Below are 15,773 nucleotides of genomic sequence, written 5' to 3' on the forward strand. Positions count from 1 at the left end.
GACACGCCATGAAGATCAGCGCGCGCAACACCCTCAAGGGCAAGGTCGTCTCCGTCGAGAAGGGTGCCACCACCGCCCATGTGAAGATCGAGATCGCCGACGGCACCGTCATCACCTCCTCGATCACCAACGAAGCCGTCGACAGCCTCGGCCTCACCGTCGGCAGCGACGCCTACGCCGTCGTCAAATCCTCGGACGTGATGATCGCCGTCGACTGATTTTTGTCGCGGGACGTGGGTGATGCTTGGAGACTCGTCGCGGATGGTTTGTCCGGGGCGGGGGTTGGCAATAAAGCTCTGACGGTCGGCGATCATGTCGAAGGTCGTTTTTGAGTGGAAAGTCGCCGCCGTGGTTCTTATGGCCAAGGTAGTGAAGCAGACCTCGCGCTCGCACAGCAATGGAAACGTAGCGCTATCACCCTCCGGCGGCCGGGCGCAGCCATCGGCTCGTCAATGAGGACACGCGTTGAAAGGTCGGGGCTTCAGCCAACCAAATCTTGCAGTCTCAACGATCCGAACCGCATGGACTGCTGACGTTCAGGAGCTCTTATCCTTGTCGATCTCCGACTTGGTGACGTAAAAACGACGTCCGTTGTCGCAATCTACAACGATTACCCAATTGTCAGGCTTGGCGCTTCGGCTCTCCGATAGTTCGGACGTTGAAACCCGATTGCAGTCCGCGTGGCGGGCTATCTTCAAGGCGGCATCCTTTCGCAGGAGGTTGATCGCCGGTAGTGCATCTGCGCCCCACTTTGCAGCAATGCGGGGATTGGCTATCGCCGAGTAGGGCGCATACGCAAAAGGATCGACGTCCTTCGACTGCGCTGAAACTGTTTTACATGACAAGAACGAGATCAAGACTCCGAGGGTCAGAACGACGCTACGCCAATGGTCGCGCTTTCTCTTGGTATTCGACGGTACGCCGCATGTGCCGGCAAGGTATGCTTCCATCATCTTCGCCGGCACCACGTCACGTTTGAGGGCGAACACGGGTCGCGGCCTCATACGGTTCGATCGGAGCGGGCGGACGACAGGAGCACGCCGGCCCCTAAGATCATGCAGGACAACGAGCCGAGCAGCACCCCGATCTTGGTCTCGGCCTCCAGCTCTGGTGCGCCTGCGAAGGCCAGAAGGCCAATGAACAAGCTCATGGTGAAACCGATGCCGCACAGCAGAGACACGCCGTAGATCTGAGTCCAGGTGGCCTGAGATGGCCGTTGTGCGAGACCGAGTCTGATTGTCATCACCACAAAGCCGAAGACCCCGATCTGCTTGCCCATGAAGAGGCCCAGGGCCACCCCCAGGGTCACCGGATCGAGCAGCATGTGAGGCGTCATGCCGGCGAACGAGACGCCGGCATTGGCGAACCCGAAGATGGGCAGCACGAGGTAGGCCGACCACGGATGGATGGCGTGCTCCAGCTTGTGCAGCGGCGAAGTCGGATCGTCCGGCTTTCCGATGCTGAGACGCAGGGGAATCGTCAGGGCGAGCAGGACGCCTGCGACAGTCGCGTGGATGCCGGACTTGAGCACCAGAAACCACAGCACCGCGCCGAGGGCCAGATAGGGCGTCAAGCGGCTCACGCCTGCCTTGTTCATCCCGAACAGGACGGCGAGGACGGCCCCCGCAGCCCCGAGCATCGGCAGAGACAGGTCCGTGGTGTAGAACGCGGCGATGATCAGCACCGCGCCGAGGTCGTCGATGATGGCGAGCGCGGTCAGGAAGATCTTGAGCGACACGGGCACGCGTGACCCGAGCAGGGCGAGCACGCCCAGCGCGAAGGCGATGTCGGTGGCAGCTGGGATTGCCCAGCCGCGGAGGGTTTCCGGCGAGTGCCAGTTGATGGTGGCATAGACGACGGCAGGGCCGGCCATACCGCCCAGCGCGGCGACGCCGGGTAGAATGCGGTCGGGCCATGTGCGCAGCCGACCGTCGAGCAGTTCGCGCTTTATCTCCAGGCCTACGAGCAGGAAGAATGCCGCCATAAGACCGTCGTTGATCCAGTGTAGGACGCTCAGCGGCCCGAGGTAGATGCGCAGGGTCGCGAAGTACCCATCCGCCCAAGGGGAATTGGCGACCGCCAACGCCAGCGCAGCGCTTGCCATGAGCAGCAATCCGCCGCTCGCTTCGCTGTGCAGCATGGTTCGCAAGGCTGACAGGCGGCGGACCCGAATGGGTGACTGAACATCCATCCCGTCACCCTGCCATTGCTGGATTTGAATAGAATGGACGCACCGCAAATCGCCGCAAAGACTGATCACTTGCAGAGAAATCGCTCGGCGATCGCATCACGACGCCACCGTAAAGCTCGATGCTGCGAAAAAACCATCGGTTGCACCGACGATATCGCTCAGCAGCGAGAGGCATGAACCGCCAGGAAGGGCTATGAAGCTCACTGCCAGCACGACATCTGATGGACGCCGGTTGCGCGATCCCGGCAGTCTCAGGCGGCGAAGCTTGTTTGGATGCGGCATAGGCACGGGTACCCGCCGCTGGCGGCCCGACCAACGGAAGAGACCTGCAGGCCCCCCGAATAGGGCCGCACACCTTGACGCTCGTATCACATCGATAGATGGCGCGCGCAACGGGCGTGCGCATTCTAAATGCGTTACCCAGCGACCTCCGCCTCCCTGATCGAGCCAATGACAGCTTTGAAAGCCAGACTTCGCCTCTTGTACGAAGGCGATACCGCCGTAGCGCACCGCTTCCACTACGTCCTGCTCGTCTTCGACATCGCCACGATCGCTTTTGTCATCGTGACCTCGTTCCTGCCCCTGTCGCCCTGGATCGTCGTCCTCGACGTGGTGCTTGGCTTGGCTGTGCTGGCCGATTTCACCGCCCGCCTCGTCATCAGCCGGTCTCCCGGTCGCGAGTTCCTACGCCTGAGCACGTGGGCAGACGTGGTGGCGGTAGCATCCTTTCTTGCACCGATGTTCATTCAGGGAGTCGGCTTCCTGCGCATCCTGCGCACGCTCCGGCTCCTGCGCACCTATCAACTGCTCGACCGGCTGCGTCGGGACAGCGAGATGTTCCAGCGCAATGAGGAGGCCATTCTGGCGGCGACCAACCTGGTGGTGTTCGTGTTCGTGATGACGGGGGTCGTCTACGTCACACAGAGCGGGAGCAATCCGGCGATTGGCAGCCCCATCGATGCCCTGTACTTTACGGTGACGTCGCTAACGACAACCGGATACGGCGACATCACTCTCCCTGGTCCATCCGGGCGGCTGATCTCCGTATTCGTGATGATCTGCGGTGTGACGCTGTTCTTCCGTCTCGCGCAGGTGGTCTTTCGACCCTACAAGGTCCGCCATTCCTGCCAAGCCTGCGGCTTACAGCGGCATGAGCCGGATGCCGTGCACTGCAAAGCGTGCGGGATCTTGCTCAACATCCCGGATGAGGGGGGCGATTGAAATACGCTGCGGTCCAGCGCATCGTCTTGTCATCGTGCCTGCGCCTCGATTGGCTCATCTGTTGACGATATGTCTGTCGAATCGAATTTTCGACCGGGACGGAGGCCCATAGTGCCGTCATCTGGCGCGAGCCGAAGATGATGGATGGCGGCCTTCCCTGTCGCGGCGATGGCCGAGATCGGCCGGGGCTCCGGCATCCCGCTCATCGCCGACAACACCGCCGCCCCGCTCCTGGCGCGGCCCTTCGACCATGGCGCGGCCGTCGTGGTCCATTCCATCATCAAATATCTCGGCGGCCGGTTCGACTGGGAGGCGCCCCCCGGCGCCAGCCCGCCCTCACCAATCCGGATGCGAGCGATCACGGCGCCGCCTGGACCGAGGCCCCTCGGCCCCGTCGCCTCTATCCTGCTCGCCCGCGTCCGCCTGCCCCTCGACGCCTTACCTGACCCCGCGGGGGCCGGAGATCGTGGCCCTGCGCATCGAGCGCCACAGCCGCAACGCGCAGGCGGTGGTCGACCACCTCGCTGGGCGGCGCTTCATCGAGGCCCTGTCGCTGTTCGACCACGTGGCCGATCTCGACCAGGACCCGGCCTCGTTCGGCCGCTTCGCGAAAGCCGCCTGATCGGGGCGATCACCACTTTGGCGGGCCGGAATCCGGTACCGACGCCGTCCCGATCCGGTATCGAAGGGCTTCGCGATCCGGTACCGAAGGCCCCCGCGATCCGGCACCGAAGGGCTCTGCGATCCGGTATCGAAGGGCTCCGCAATCCGGAGGCCGGCCGCCGTCACCGCTCCGCCCGCAACGCCTCCGCCATGCGCCGCACCGCCGGGGCGATCGCCCGCTCCGGCACCGCGGCGTAGCCGAGGAGGAGCCCCCGCTCGGCCCGTGATCCGTTGGCGAAATGCGGGGAGAGCGCCGTCGTCGCGATCCCGGCTCGGGCGCAGGCCGCCACGGCACCGGCCTCGTCGAATGCCGCCCCGGCGCCGGCGACGGGCCGCCCCACCAGATGCATCCCGCCGTCGCGCGGGGAAACCTCCAGCACCCCGCCGAGATGGTCCCGCGCCGCGGCGACGAGGGCGGCCTGCCGCTGCCCGTAGAGACGGCGCGTCCGGCGCAGATGCGTGGCGAAATGGCCGTCGTCGATGAAGCGCGCCAGGGCGCCCTGCCCGATGATGGAGGCGAATCCGCCGCTCCCCGTGAGGGCGCGGCGCACCGGTTCCACCAGACTTTCGGGCAGGACGAGGTAGCTCATCTGCAGGGCCGGCAGGAGCACCTTCGAGACGCTGCCGACATAGAGCACCCGGCCGGCGCGATCGAGGGCGTGGAGAGGGGCGAGCGGCCGCCCGGCATAGCGGTATTCGCCGTCGTAATCGTCCTCGACGATCCAGCCGGCATGGGCCTCCGCCCAGGCCAGGAGAGCGAGGCGGTTCTCGAGGCTCATCGTCGTTCCGAGGGGATGGCCCTGTGCCGGCGTGACCACCGCAAGCCGCGCTCCCGGTTGGAGAATTCGCGCCCGCGCGATCGAGAATCCCCCGGCGTCGCATGGCACCGGAACGGTGATCAGGCCCGCCGCGTGCAGGGCATGGGCGAGGCCGGGAAAGCCCGGCTCCTCGAGATAGGCCGCCTCGCCGGGCTCCAGCAGGAGCTCCGCCAGCAGGCGCAGACTCTGGCGGATGCTGCCGGTGACGATCACCGATTCCTCGCCGCACACGACCCCGCGGCCGGCCGACAGGTAGGCGGCGAGAGCCCGGCGCAGGCGCGGGTCGCCGAGGGGATGGATCCGGGCGGGAGGGCCGGCGCGCCACTCGGCCTGGAGCAGTCGGGCCCAGGTCTCGAACGGGAAGGCGTCGAGGGCGGGCCGGCCGAGGGCGAAGGCATCGGGTATCGGCGCCTCTTCGTCCTGGCCTCGCGACGAGGCCAGTGCCGCCCCCCTGCGCGAAAGCGTCGGCTCCGCGAGGGAGGAGGGCGGGCGGTGTCCTGCTTCCCGTGGGACGAGGAGGTCGTCGGGCAGGGTCTCGGCCACACGGGTGCCGGAGCCGGGGCGCGTGGTGATGTAGCCCTCGGCGACGAGCTGCTCGATGGCGAGCAGGACGGTGCCGCGGGCGCAGCCGAGATCCTCGGCGAGGGTGCGGGACGAGGGCAGGCGCTGCCCCGGCGGCAGGCGTCCCGACAGGATCGCGTGGCGCAGGGCCTCCCGCACCCGGCCATGCAGGGTCGCATCCTCGCGGCGGAGCGGGCCGGCCGGCAGCGGATCGAGGTCGAGGCGGAGCGAGGGGGCGGGAGGGCGTCGGTTGGTCGTCGAACTGGTCCAGTCATCTTGAAAGAAGCGGACCTTTCGCATGATCCGCTTTCCGTCGAGAGAGGACCTCGCAACGTCGATCCGTCAAGGACCCTCCGTGTACGAGCCGCCACATTTCAGGACCGACGATATCGAGACACAGGCGGCGCTCATCCGCGCCTGTCCGCTCGGACTCCTGGTCAGCGCCGGGGCTAACGGGTTGATGGCGAACCCGATTCCCTTCCTCCTCGACACGGAGGAGGGCGGCCAGGGCACGCTCCGGGCCCATCTCGCCCGCGCCAATCCGCAATGGCGCGATCTCGACGGGCTTCCCGAATGCCTCGTCGTGTTCCAGGGGCCGGATCGCTACGTCACGCCGTCGTGGTACGCGACGAAGCGGGAGACGGGGAAGGTGGTGCCGACCTGGAACTACGCCACCGTCCAGGTGCGGGGCCGCCCGCGCGTGATCGAGGACGAAGCCTGGCTGCGGCGCCAGATCGACGACCTGACGCGGATGCGGGAGGCGGGGCGGGACGCGCCATGGGCGGTGTCGGACGCACCGCCGGCCTTCACCGCGGCACAGATCCGGGGAATCGTCGGCATCGAGATTCCGATTGCGAAGCTCTCCGGCAAATGGAAGGTCAGCCAGAACCGATCGGAGGCGGACCGTGCCGGTGTCGCCGCCGGATTGCGCCGGGATGCGGGCGGAGCGGATGCGATGGCGGAGCTCGTCGACGGGATGGGAGGGCGGGCATGAGCGACCGGGTGAACCCGTACGGCCAGCCGATCGGTCGGGCCCTCGCGGAGTGGAGCCCACCCCTGCCGCCGCCGCGCGACGCGATGCAGGGCCGTTTCTGCCGGATCGAGCCCCTCGACGCCGAGCGTCATGCGGGCGACCTCTTCGCCGCCCTGGCCCATGATCCGGCGCGCTGGACCTATCTGCCCGCGGAACCGCCGGCGGACGAGGCCGAGTATCGCGCAAGGCTCGCGGCCATCGCTGCGAGCCGCGACCCGATGCACCATGCCATCCTCGACGCCGTGAGCGGGCGGGCGATCGGCCTGGCCGCCTATCTCAGGATCGAACCGACCCATGGCTGTATCGAGGTCGGGCATATCCAGTTCGGCCCCGGCCTCGCCCGCCATCCGGCCGGCACCGAGGCGATGGCCCTGATGATGGGCCGCGCCTTCGCCCTCGGATACCGCCGCTACGAGTGGAAATGCGACAGTCTCAACGCGCCCTCCCGTGCGGCGGCGCTGCGCTACGGCTTCACGTTCGAAGGCATCTTCCGCAACGCCATCGTCACCAAGGGCCGCTCGCGCGACACGGCGTGGTTCTCGGTCACGGACGCGGAATGGCCGCGACTGCGGGCGGCGTTCACGGCCTGGCTCGCACCGGAGAATTTCGACGACGAAGGCCGCCAGCGCCGGTCACTCGCCGACCTGCGCGGTCGATCGCCGGTTTCAGACGTATAGGATCGGCAACGCCGACACTTCAAAGGATCGAGTGGAGCGGGCGATCGGGATCGAACCGACGACATTCAGCTTGGGAAGCTGACGTTCTACCACTGAACTACGCCCGCGAACACCAACGATGGCAATGGCTTGGCGGTCAATAAGATCCGCCCGGTACCGCCATGTGCCGTTCGTGCACCATCGGTATCTAACAGTCGAGCCGCGATGGCGTCAAAGGCATTCTGGGGCCTTCCTTGGAAAGAGATGCCCCTCGGATCGTCGTCTCCGTCAGCTCCGGGCGCCTTCCCGCACCAGCAACTCGCGTTTGCGCTCGACGCCCCAGCGATAGCCAGAGAGCGACCCATCCGAGCGGACCACGCGGTGGCAGGGGATCGCCACCGCGATGTGATTGGCGCCGCAGGCCCGTGCCACGGCACGGGTCGCCGCCGGCGCGCCGATGGCTTGGGCGATGTCCGCATAGGTCGCGGTGGTGCCGACGGGAATCCGGCGCAGGGCCTCCCAGACCCGCTGCTGGAAGGCGGTACCGCCGATGTCCAGCGGCAGGTCGAGGCCGCTTGCGGGCGCCTCGACGAATCCCACCACCTGGGCCATCCAGGCCTCGAACGCGCGCTCGCCGCCGATCAGCTCGGCTTTGGGAAAGCGATCCTGGAGGTCGCGGGCCAGGATGTCGGGATCGTCCCCGAGCAGGATGGCGCAGACGCCCTTGGCGGTGGCCGCCACCAGGATGGCGCCGAGCGCGCATTGGCCGATGGCGAAGCGGATCGTGACGCCCTCGGCCCCTCGGCGATAGGTGTTCGGCGCCATGCCGAGGCGCCCCGCGGCTTCGGCGTAGAACCGGCTCGGTGACGCATAGCCCGCGTCGTAGATCGCCTGCGTGACCGACTTCGCCCGTCTAAGGCCCGAGGCGAGATCCTGCGCACGCCGCGCCGCCGCATAGGCCTTCGGCGTCACGCCGGTGGCCGCCTTGAATACCCGATGGAAGTGGAACGGGCTGAGGCCGGCCGCCTTCGCCAGGACTTCGAGGCCGGGCATCGTCTCGGCTTCGTCGATGAGGCGGCAGGCATGGGCGACCGCCTCGGCCCGGCGCGCAGAGAGGGTCGGTTCGTCGGGCCGGCAGCGCTTGCAGGCCCGGAACCCGGCGGCCTCGGCTTCGGCGCAGCCGGCATGGAAGCTGACGTTCTCGCGCAATGCCGGGCGGGCGGGGCAGCTCGGACGGCAATACACGCCGGTGGTGCGCACCGCGTAGACGAAGCTGCCATCGGCGGCCGCGTCGCGGGCCGCGAGGGCGGCCCATTTCTCCGCATCGCCGGTCTCCGCATCGCCGGTCTCGGGATCGCGGGGATCGCTGCCTGCGGCGGGCATGAGTTTGGCGACGGACATGACGTCGATCTCCTGACCGAAGGACGATGGCGCAGAGGAGGCGCCGTGTCATGTCACCATCCTGGCCTCGAAGACCGGAGATCGCATCCCGGTTCTTGCTCCGGCTTTCGCTTTGGCGCTCAGGCCGTCCTCGGCGCGCTCGATCCCCCCCTGTCGACGATCGCGGGTTTCGTCCGCCTCTGCGTCTTGAACTGCGCCACCTTGTGCGCGCAGAGCGCGAACAATCCGGCGAGGGCGACCATGGCGGCATCGAACCAGAGAAAGCGCGGATCGTGCCGCAGCAAGGCGCTCGGCGACGGTGCCGCGGCGGTGACCAGATCCGCCAGGGCGACGGCCAGGAACAGGAAAGCGGCGGTGATCGCCATCTCGCGCCAGGCGGCCCGGTGGGGCCGGAAGAGCGGAACGACGGTCATCACCGCCCAGGCGCCGAAGAACGCGCGGATCTCCCAATCGGCGCGACCGGCGAGCCCGAGCGGCAGCAGCCTGTTGGCGAGGAAATAGACCGCGATCCCCCCCGGCAGGCCGATGACGGTGCCGATGTTCAGGGCCTGCACCACGCGCAGACCGAGGAACGACGTTTCGCCGGGTTTCGGCAGCCGGGCCACCGACCACAGGACGAGGCCGGTCGCCACCATGGCGCATCCCATCAGGCCGCAGAGGAAGAACAGGATGCGCAGGGCCGGCCCCGCGAAATGCGCCTCGTGCAGGCCGACCATGGTGGTGAAGGTCTTGGCGGCCGGCTTCAGCCCGCCCTGCAGGATCTCCACGACCTCGCCGGTGGTGCCGTCGAAGGCGATCTGCGGATGCTGATGGGCGAGCCCGTGCGGCTCCTCGAAGATCGCGATCACGGTGGCCCTGGCATCGCCCGGATTGACGATGGATACGCGTTCGAGCGGTTCGTGGATCGTCGCCACGGCGCGGGCGACCATCGGCCCGATCGGGGCCAGGGTTCCGGGCTGGCCCACGGGCGGGCGCTGCGTCGTGATCTGGGCGGTCTCGGCGTAGAAGCGCGTCGCATCGCCGTTATACGCGGCGGTGACGCCCCAGGGCATGTACATCATCGCCAGGGTGACGATGCCCGTATAGGTGATCATCAGGTGATACGGCAGGGCGAGCACGCCGGTGACGTTGTGCGCATCGAGCCAGCCGCGCTGGGCGGACTTGTCCCGGCGCAGGGTGAAGAAATCGGCGAAGATGCGCCGGTGGGTGACGATGCCGCTGATGAGCGCCACCAGCATGATCATCGCGCAGATTCCGACGATCCAGCGGCCCCAGATCGGCGGAAGGTGCAGCTCGAAATGGAAGCGATAAAGGAAGTCCCCGCCCTTGGTATCCCTCATGACCGCCGGCTCGCCCGTCCGTGCATCGAGCCGGGCGATGCCGGGTGGCGCGCCCGGCTTCATCCGCCAGAACAGATCGATGACCGGCTTGTCAGGCTGCGGCAGGCCGATGAACCAGGACCGTGCGCCCACGGCATGGGTCTGGAGATGAGCGATCCCGATCTCGGCCGCGCGGGGCAGGTCGAGGGCGGTCTGCGATCCGGCCAGCGCCGCCTCGCGGGTGAGTTCCGGCTGCATCCAGGCCGTGATGTCGGTGCGGTAGTAACTGGCCGTCCCGGTGACGAAGACCGCGAACAGGACCCAGCCCACGACGAGGCCTGACCAGGCGTGCAGCCAGGCCATGGATTGGCGAAAGCCGTTCTTCATGGCGTCATGCCCTCGAGACGTTCTGCGCTACCAGCGATACCTGAGCGTGGCGAACACGGTCCGAGGCGCGCCGTACCAGCACCAGGCCTGGAACGCACAGGATTGCACGTAGGTCTCGTCGAGCAGGTTCTGCGCGTTGATCTGCAATTGCATGCCCTTCAGCGTCGGTGACAGGTAGCTGAAATCGTAGGACGCGACGGCGTCGACCACGAGATTGGCCGGCACCTTGATGCTGTTGGCGGCATCGCCCTGCGAGCCGCCGAGGTAACGGAAGCCGCCGCCGAAGCCGAGGCCGGCGAACATCCCCTGGCGGACCTGATAGTTGCCGAAGAGAGAGATCGTGGTGTCCGGCACCTGGATCGGGCGCAGGCCGAGGAGCGGCACGGTCTGGCGGGTCGTCTCATTGAGCGTCGTGGCGGTGCCCGCGGAGTTGACGGCGTCGATGAGAGAGAACCCGCCGATGACGGTGAGATCCTCGGTGATGTTCGCCCGCGCCTCGAACTCGACGCCCTGAACGCTGACCTCGCCGTTCTGCACCGAGAAGCTTCGGCCGTTCACAAGGTCAGGCGAGAGCGAGTTCTGGCGCTTGATGTCGAAGGCGGCAGCCGTGAGCAGGATATCAGTGCCGGGGGGCTGATACTTCACGCCGGCCTCGAACTGCCGGCTGGTGATCGGGTCGGGAAGGCGGCCGAAGGTCGGGTCGCCGTTGAAGATCTGCCCGGAAAACTGCGGCTCGAAGGCCTCCGAATAGCTGACATAGGGGGCGATGCCGCTGTCGAAGAGGTAGAGCAGGCTCGCCCGCCCGGTGAAGGCTTCGCTCGGCGCGTCCTGATCGCTGACGAGGGCGCCCGCGATCGTCCGGGTCGGCCCGCTCTGTCTCACCCAGTCGTAGCGCCCACCGAGGGTGAGCGTCAGCCGATCGACCTTGAGCTGATCTTGGAAGTAGATGCCGGTTTGGTGAGAGCTGATGTCGGAATAGCCCGAGAAGGCAGGGAAGGGGATGTTGGGCAACCCATAGACCGGGTTGAGGAGGTCGAGGCTTTGCGGAACGGCCGGGAACGGCGTGCTGAACGTCTTTGTGTAGAGCGTCTGGTGGTCGAGCCCGACGAGGATGGTGTGGGCGACCGGGCCGGTCTGGAAGTCGGCCACGATGTTGTTGTCGTTGGTGAAGGCGTCGATCGCCACGTTGGTGCCGCCGGCTGCCCGTCCGAGGAAGCGGCCGCCCCAGGCGAGGTTGTTCGAGGTGGCGTCGTAAAGGCTGCGGTAATCGCCGAGGGTTCGCAGGAAGCGGCCGGCCGAGTGGACGCGGATGCCCTCGTCGAAACGGTGATCGAAGATGTACGTCGCCGAGGCCTGGGTGCGATCGGAGCGCTCGATGTTCGGGTCGCCGTCGTAGAAGTCGCGCGGAAGACGCCTGAGCGGCCCGTTGGCGATGCCGAAATTCGACGGGAACAGCGTGCCCTTGGCGGGCAGGGCGCCGTAATAGCCGGAATACGGATCACGCTGATAGAGGCCGATGAGCGTCAGCGAGGTATCCGATGACGGACGCCATGTCAGGCTGGGATTGATGAAGCTTCGCTCGATGGAGGTGGTCTTGGCCGGACCGTCGGCATCCCATCCCGCGGCGATGATCCTGTAGGCGAACTGGTCAGCGAGCACGCCTCCGCCTTCGATCGGCCCGCCGACATCGATGCCGCCGCGCACGGTACTGTAGCTGCCGCCCTGCACGAAGATCTCGCCATGGCGGACAAAGGACGGGACCTTGCTGACGAGGTTGACGATGCCGCCGGGGCCCGCCTGCCCGTAGAGGACGGAGGCCGGACCCTTGATGATGTCGACGCGCTCGAGCCGGAACGGATCGACGGAAGGGCCTGCGTCACGGTTGCCCGGCAGGCGCATGCCGTCGAGGAAGAGGGGGGCCTGGAAGCCTCGGATCAGGAACTGTTCCAGCCGTGTCGAGCCCGATCCACCACGTTGCTCCGTCGTCACGCTGGGCGTGTAACGCAGGGCCTGATTCACGGTCAGTGCGTTCTGATCCTCGATCTGCTTGCGGGAGACGACAGAAATCGACTGGGCGGTCTCGAGAATAGGCGTGTCCGTCTTGGCGCCGACGACGCTCCGGGTCGCCGTATAGCCTCTGACCGGCCCGACGGGGCCGCCGACATCCGTTCCCGACGCGCTCGGTCGACCCCCGGCACCGTCGACCGACAAGGTATCGAGCGTGACGGCGTGGTCAGCCCCCTGCGCCAAGACTGGTTTCGACAGAATGGCAAACATGGCCACGCTTGAGAGCATGACGAGTATAGCGCGGCTGCGCTTGGCAGATAGCGTTGCCTGATCGCGATGATTTAGCGAAAGCTGATGCACGAGGAGACCCAATTTCTAGATTTTCTTAGATTGGAGGCATTAAAAGAAGCTGCTCTCCAAATCGTGTTCGGAAATCATCTGGCAAATAAGCTAGATTATATGCAACAATTATCTTTTAGAATTGTTTTATGTCTAAATACTAATTTCTTATATTCGGTCGCAGTAGGTCCGTCATCTTGGGATCGCGATCTGCCAGTCCACTTGAGGCCACGGCGTGGCACGCGACGTTAGGTTCAATCGCCACCACTTGTAGGATCGAAGGCCGCAATCAGTGATCGGCCCTGTGGATTTATCTCTTCGCCCCTTCAGCGGCCGGTCGCGTTACCGACGCGGCGATCCAGCAACACTCATCACGTATTGGGCGGCGGTGCCCGTCAGGGCTGCTACACGAACCATATAGAATTTTAATCCGTGGTATATTGTATGCCTTGAATTTTGATGCATGATGGTTGGACCGATTCCACAGATCACCGAGCAAGAATGGATTTAGGGATGGAACGACAGGACCCACCGGCCGCCAAATGGCGGCAGCTCGCTTTCGGCGTCCTCTGCATGGCGATGATCGCCAACCTGCAATATGGGTGGACGCTGTTCGTGGACCCGATCGACGCTAAGTTCCACTGGGGCCGGGCGGCCATCCAGTTCGCGTTCACCATCTTCGTCGCTACCGAGACCTGGCTGGTACCGGTAGAGGCCTGGTTCGTGGACCGCTACGGTCCGCGGATCGTCGTCTGCTTCGGCGGCGTGATGATCGCGCTGGCCTGGCTCATCAATTCCCAGGCCTCGTCGCTGTGGATGCTCTACGGCGCGGCGGCGGTCGGCGGCATCGGGGCGGGGTCGGTCTACGGCACCTGCGTCGGCAACGCTCTCAAATGGTTCCCGCATCGGCGCGGCCTCGCCGCCGGCGCCACGGCGGCCGGGTTCGGTGCGGGCGCTGCGGTAACGGTGGTGCCGATCGCCAAGATGATCGCCAGCAGCGGCTACCAGGACGCCTTCCTGTATTTCGGCCTCGGCCAGGGCGCCATCGTGGTCCTGCTGTCGTTCCTGCTGCGCAAGCCCTCCGTCGCCGTGCCGATGCAGCGCAAGAGCCTGCGCCTGCCGCAGACGAAGGTGGACCGCACACCGCGCGAGGTCGTGCGCACGCCGGTATTCTGGGTGATGTACGTGATCTTCGTCATGGTGGCCTCGGGCGGCCTGATGGCGGCCGCGCAGATCGCGCCCATCGCCCATGACTTCAAGGTCGCCGACGTGCCGGTCAGCCTGTTCGGGCTGCAGATGGCGGCACTGACCTTCGCCATCTCTCTCGACCGCATCTTCGACGGGTTCGGGCGCCCATTCTTCGGCTTCGTCTCCGACACGATCGGGCGCGAGAATACCATGTTCATCGCCTTCTCCACCGCCGCTGCGGCGATCGTCCTGCTCCTCAGCTACGGCACCGACCCGCTGGTCTTCGTCTTCTCCACGGCAATCTATTTCGGGGTTTTCGGCGAGATCTACTCGCTGTTTCCTGCCACCTGCGGCGATACGTTCGGCTCCACCTTCGCCACCACCAATGCCGGTCTGCTCTACACCGCCAAGGGGACAGCCTCGTTCCTCGTGCCGGTGGCGAGCGTCATCTCGGCGGCCTACGGCTGGTCGGCGGTGTTCTCGATCATCATCGGACTGAACGTGGCGGCGGCGGCGCTGGCGATGTTCGTGCTCAGGCCGATGCGGGCACGCTACCTCGCTCAGGGCCCGGTTCCCGCCGGCGCGTCCGAACCGGCGCGCCTGGTAAGGACCATGGTCTGAATCGTACGAGCCGATACGGGAGGCGTTCCGCACTCTGTATCGGCGCTGGCGGTGAGGCTCCAGGCATTCGGTTTGCGTCGGCACTTTTCAGGAACCGGCATTCGCCGTTCGGACCTATGCTCGGAGTTTGCCAAGGAAGGCCGACGATGTTCCGCACGGACCGAGGTCAGTCATGAACGTTGCCGCCGCCCTGGCTCTTCAGACCGTTCCCTTCGCCGGCCTCTTTCTCGCCGGCAGCGAGGACAAGGACCTGTTCACGGTCCTCTATATCGGCGCCCTCGGCCTCATCTTCTCTTTCACCGTCCTGTCGAGCGGCGTCTATGACATCCCCGGGGCGTTCGGAGGCGCTCTCAGATGAGCCTGCGCCCGTTTCCGTCGATCGAAAGGCGACCGGCCAGCGCTCAGAGCGGCTTGTAGGTGTGTTCGTCCGCCGGGAAGCGGCCGGCTCGAACCTCTTCCGCATAGGCCTCGACGGCTCCTTCGATCTGGCCGCGCAGGGAGCCGAAGCGCTTCACGAATTTCGGCACCCGATCGCTCAGGCCGAGCATGTCCTCGAGTACCAGGATCTGACCATCGCAGGCGGTCGACGCGCCGATGCCGATCGTGACCGTGGTGATCGAGGGAGCTGTGGCAATGGCGCGTGCCACGGGCTCGACGATTCCCTCCATGACGATGGCGAACGCTCCCGCATCGCTGATCGCCTGGGCGTCCTGCATCAGCTTGCGTTCACCATCCTCGCTCCGACCCTGCACGCGAAAACCACCCATCGTGTTCACGGATTGGGGCGTGAGACCGATATGGCCCATCACCGGAATGCCACGCTCCACGAGGAAGGCGACGGTTTCGGCGAAGCGCGCGCCGCCCTCCATCTTGATCGCACCGGCGCCGGTCTCCTTGAGGACGCGGGCTGCACTCATGAAGGCCTGTTGCGGGCTCGCCTCGTAGGAGCCGAAGGGCATGTCGACGACGATGAGAGCCTTCGATGTGCCGCGGATCACCGCCTGCGCCTGGACGATCATCATCTCAAGGGTCACCGGCAGGGTGGTCTCCATCCCGTGCATGACCATGCCGAGGGAATCGCCAACCAGGATGAAATCACAATGCGGATCGAGGATGCCGGCGGTGTGAGCGTGGTACGCCGTCAGCGCAATGATCTTGCGACCTTCGGCCCTACGCTTGGCGAGGTCCACAGCGCGGATGCGGCGTGACTGCACGACTTGCGACATCGATCTCAACCCGGTTTGGCAGCCAGCTCAATGGCCGGTGGCTTGCCGGGGATTTCTATACGCATGGACGAGGTAAATCACGCGTCCGAGTGACGGTCCCCGCCACCTGTATGGGAAGAGATGGAGAGGCTGACTTGTGTAA

At 66.0% G+C, this 15,773-nt stretch carries 13 protein-coding genes, 1 tRNA gene and 1 pseudogene; 7 read left to right on the forward strand and 8 right to left on the reverse strand.

Annotation, left to right across the window (positions count from 1 at the left end; genetic code table 11):
• Window positions 1-8 precede the first annotated feature (8 nt).
• Window positions 9-218: a TOBE domain-containing protein gene (locus ACFQ4G_RS04105; RefSeq protein WP_238204110.1), complete on the forward strand. Its 210-nt coding sequence runs from the start codon at window positions 9-11 to the stop codon at window positions 216-218.
• 318 nt (window positions 219-536) lie between these two features.
• Here the strand turns inward: ACFQ4G_RS04105 and ACFQ4G_RS04110 are convergent, their stop codons facing one another.
• The gene (locus ACFQ4G_RS04110) at window positions 537-989 is read right to left on the reverse strand and encodes a hypothetical protein (protein ID WP_238204109.1); all 453 of its coding nucleotides are present in this window, start codon (window positions 987-989) and stop codon (window positions 537-539) included.
• An 11-nt stretch (window positions 990-1,000) separates the two neighbouring features.
• On the reverse strand, window positions 1,001-2,191 hold the full coding sequence (nhaA, locus tag ACFQ4G_RS04115) for a Na+/H+ antiporter NhaA (protein ID WP_238204184.1): 1,191 nt from the start codon (window positions 2,189-2,191) through the stop codon (window positions 1,001-1,003).
• A gap of 450 nt (window positions 2,192-2,641) precedes the next feature.
• On the opposite strand from nhaA, the gene ACFQ4G_RS04120 reads away from it, so the two are divergent.
• Together ACFQ4G_RS04120 and ACFQ4G_RS04125 are read left to right on the forward strand one after the other, a co-directional pair.
• A complete protein-coding gene (locus ACFQ4G_RS04120) occupies window positions 2,642-3,412 on the forward strand; it encodes a potassium channel family protein (RefSeq protein WP_238204108.1) in 771 nt (256 codons plus the stop codon).
• 144 nt (window positions 3,413-3,556) lie between these two features.
• Window positions 3,557-3,989, forward strand: a pseudogene (locus ACFQ4G_RS04125) (PLP-dependent transferase); the annotation flags it as partial.
• Window positions 3,990-4,197: 208 nt separating this feature from the next.
• Here the strand turns inward: ACFQ4G_RS04125 and pdxR are convergent.
• Entirely contained in the window at window positions 4,198-5,754 is a 1,557-nt protein-coding gene (gene pdxR, locus ACFQ4G_RS04130) for a MocR-like pyridoxine biosynthesis transcription factor PdxR (protein WP_238204107.1), read from the reverse strand.
• Window positions 5,755-5,809: 55 nt separating this feature from the next.
• On the opposite strand from pdxR, the gene ACFQ4G_RS04135 reads away from it, so the two are divergent.
• Both ACFQ4G_RS04135 and ACFQ4G_RS04140 read left to right on the forward strand, forming a co-directional pair.
• Window positions 5,810-6,448, forward strand: a complete 639-nt coding sequence (locus ACFQ4G_RS04135) for an FMN-binding negative transcriptional regulator (RefSeq protein WP_238204106.1) — start codon at window positions 5,810-5,812, stop codon at window positions 6,446-6,448.
• Entirely contained in the window at window positions 6,445-7,164 is a 720-nt protein-coding gene (locus ACFQ4G_RS04140; RefSeq protein WP_238204105.1) for a GNAT family N-acetyltransferase, read from the forward strand. Before ACFQ4G_RS04135 ends, ACFQ4G_RS04140 begins: the two co-directional genes overlap by 4 nt.
• A gap of 32 nt (window positions 7,165-7,196) precedes the next feature.
• Here the strand turns inward: ACFQ4G_RS04140 and ACFQ4G_RS04145 are convergent.
• The 4 genes from ACFQ4G_RS04145 to ACFQ4G_RS04160 form a co-directional block, all read right to left on the reverse strand.
• Window positions 7,197-7,271: transfer RNA gene (locus tag ACFQ4G_RS04145), tRNA-Gly, on the reverse strand.
• A 160-nt stretch (window positions 7,272-7,431) separates the two neighbouring features.
• Window positions 7,432-8,526 (reverse strand): bifunctional DNA-binding transcriptional regulator/O6-methylguanine-DNA methyltransferase Ada, encoded by a 1,095-nt coding sequence (ada, locus tag ACFQ4G_RS04150; protein ID WP_238204182.1) that lies wholly within the window; start codon window positions 8,524-8,526, stop codon window positions 7,432-7,434.
• Window positions 8,527-8,663: 137 nt separating this feature from the next.
• Complete coding sequence (locus ACFQ4G_RS04155; RefSeq protein WP_238204104.1) at window positions 8,664-10,250, reverse strand: PepSY-associated TM helix domain-containing protein; 1,587 nt, start codon at window positions 10,248-10,250, stop codon at window positions 8,664-8,666.
• Window positions 10,251-10,277: 27 nt separating this feature from the next.
• Window positions 10,278-12,545 carry a TonB-dependent siderophore receptor gene (locus ACFQ4G_RS04160; protein WP_238204102.1) on the reverse strand — a complete coding sequence of 756 codons (2,268 nt, stop codon included), beginning with the start codon at window positions 12,543-12,545 and terminating at the stop codon, window positions 10,278-10,280.
• Window positions 12,546-13,109: 564 nt separating this feature from the next.
• Between ACFQ4G_RS04160 and oxlT the strand changes: the two genes are divergently transcribed.
• Both oxlT and ACFQ4G_RS04170 read left to right on the forward strand, forming a co-directional pair.
• Complete coding sequence (oxlT, locus tag ACFQ4G_RS04165) at window positions 13,110-14,405, forward strand: oxalate/formate MFS antiporter (protein WP_238204100.1); 1,296 nt, start codon at window positions 13,110-13,112, stop codon at window positions 14,403-14,405.
• 172 nt (window positions 14,406-14,577) lie between these two features.
• Window positions 14,578-14,763 (forward strand): hypothetical protein, encoded by a 186-nt coding sequence (locus tag ACFQ4G_RS04170; RefSeq protein WP_238204098.1) that lies wholly within the window; start codon window positions 14,578-14,580, stop codon window positions 14,761-14,763.
• Between the two features lie 43 nt (window positions 14,764-14,806).
• On the opposite strand, the gene panB is transcribed toward ACFQ4G_RS04170, so the two are convergent.
• Window positions 14,807-15,631 carry a 3-methyl-2-oxobutanoate hydroxymethyltransferase gene (gene panB / locus ACFQ4G_RS04175; protein ID WP_238204097.1) on the reverse strand — a complete coding sequence of 275 codons (825 nt, stop codon included), beginning with the start codon at window positions 15,629-15,631 and terminating at the stop codon, window positions 14,807-14,809.
• Window positions 15,632-15,773 lie beyond the last annotated feature (142 nt).

It is taken from the genome of Methylobacterium marchantiae, assembly GCF_042679825.1.
In the GTDB taxonomy this organism is placed as follows: domain Bacteria; phylum Pseudomonadota; class Alphaproteobacteria; order Rhizobiales; family Beijerinckiaceae; genus Methylobacterium; species Methylobacterium marchantiae.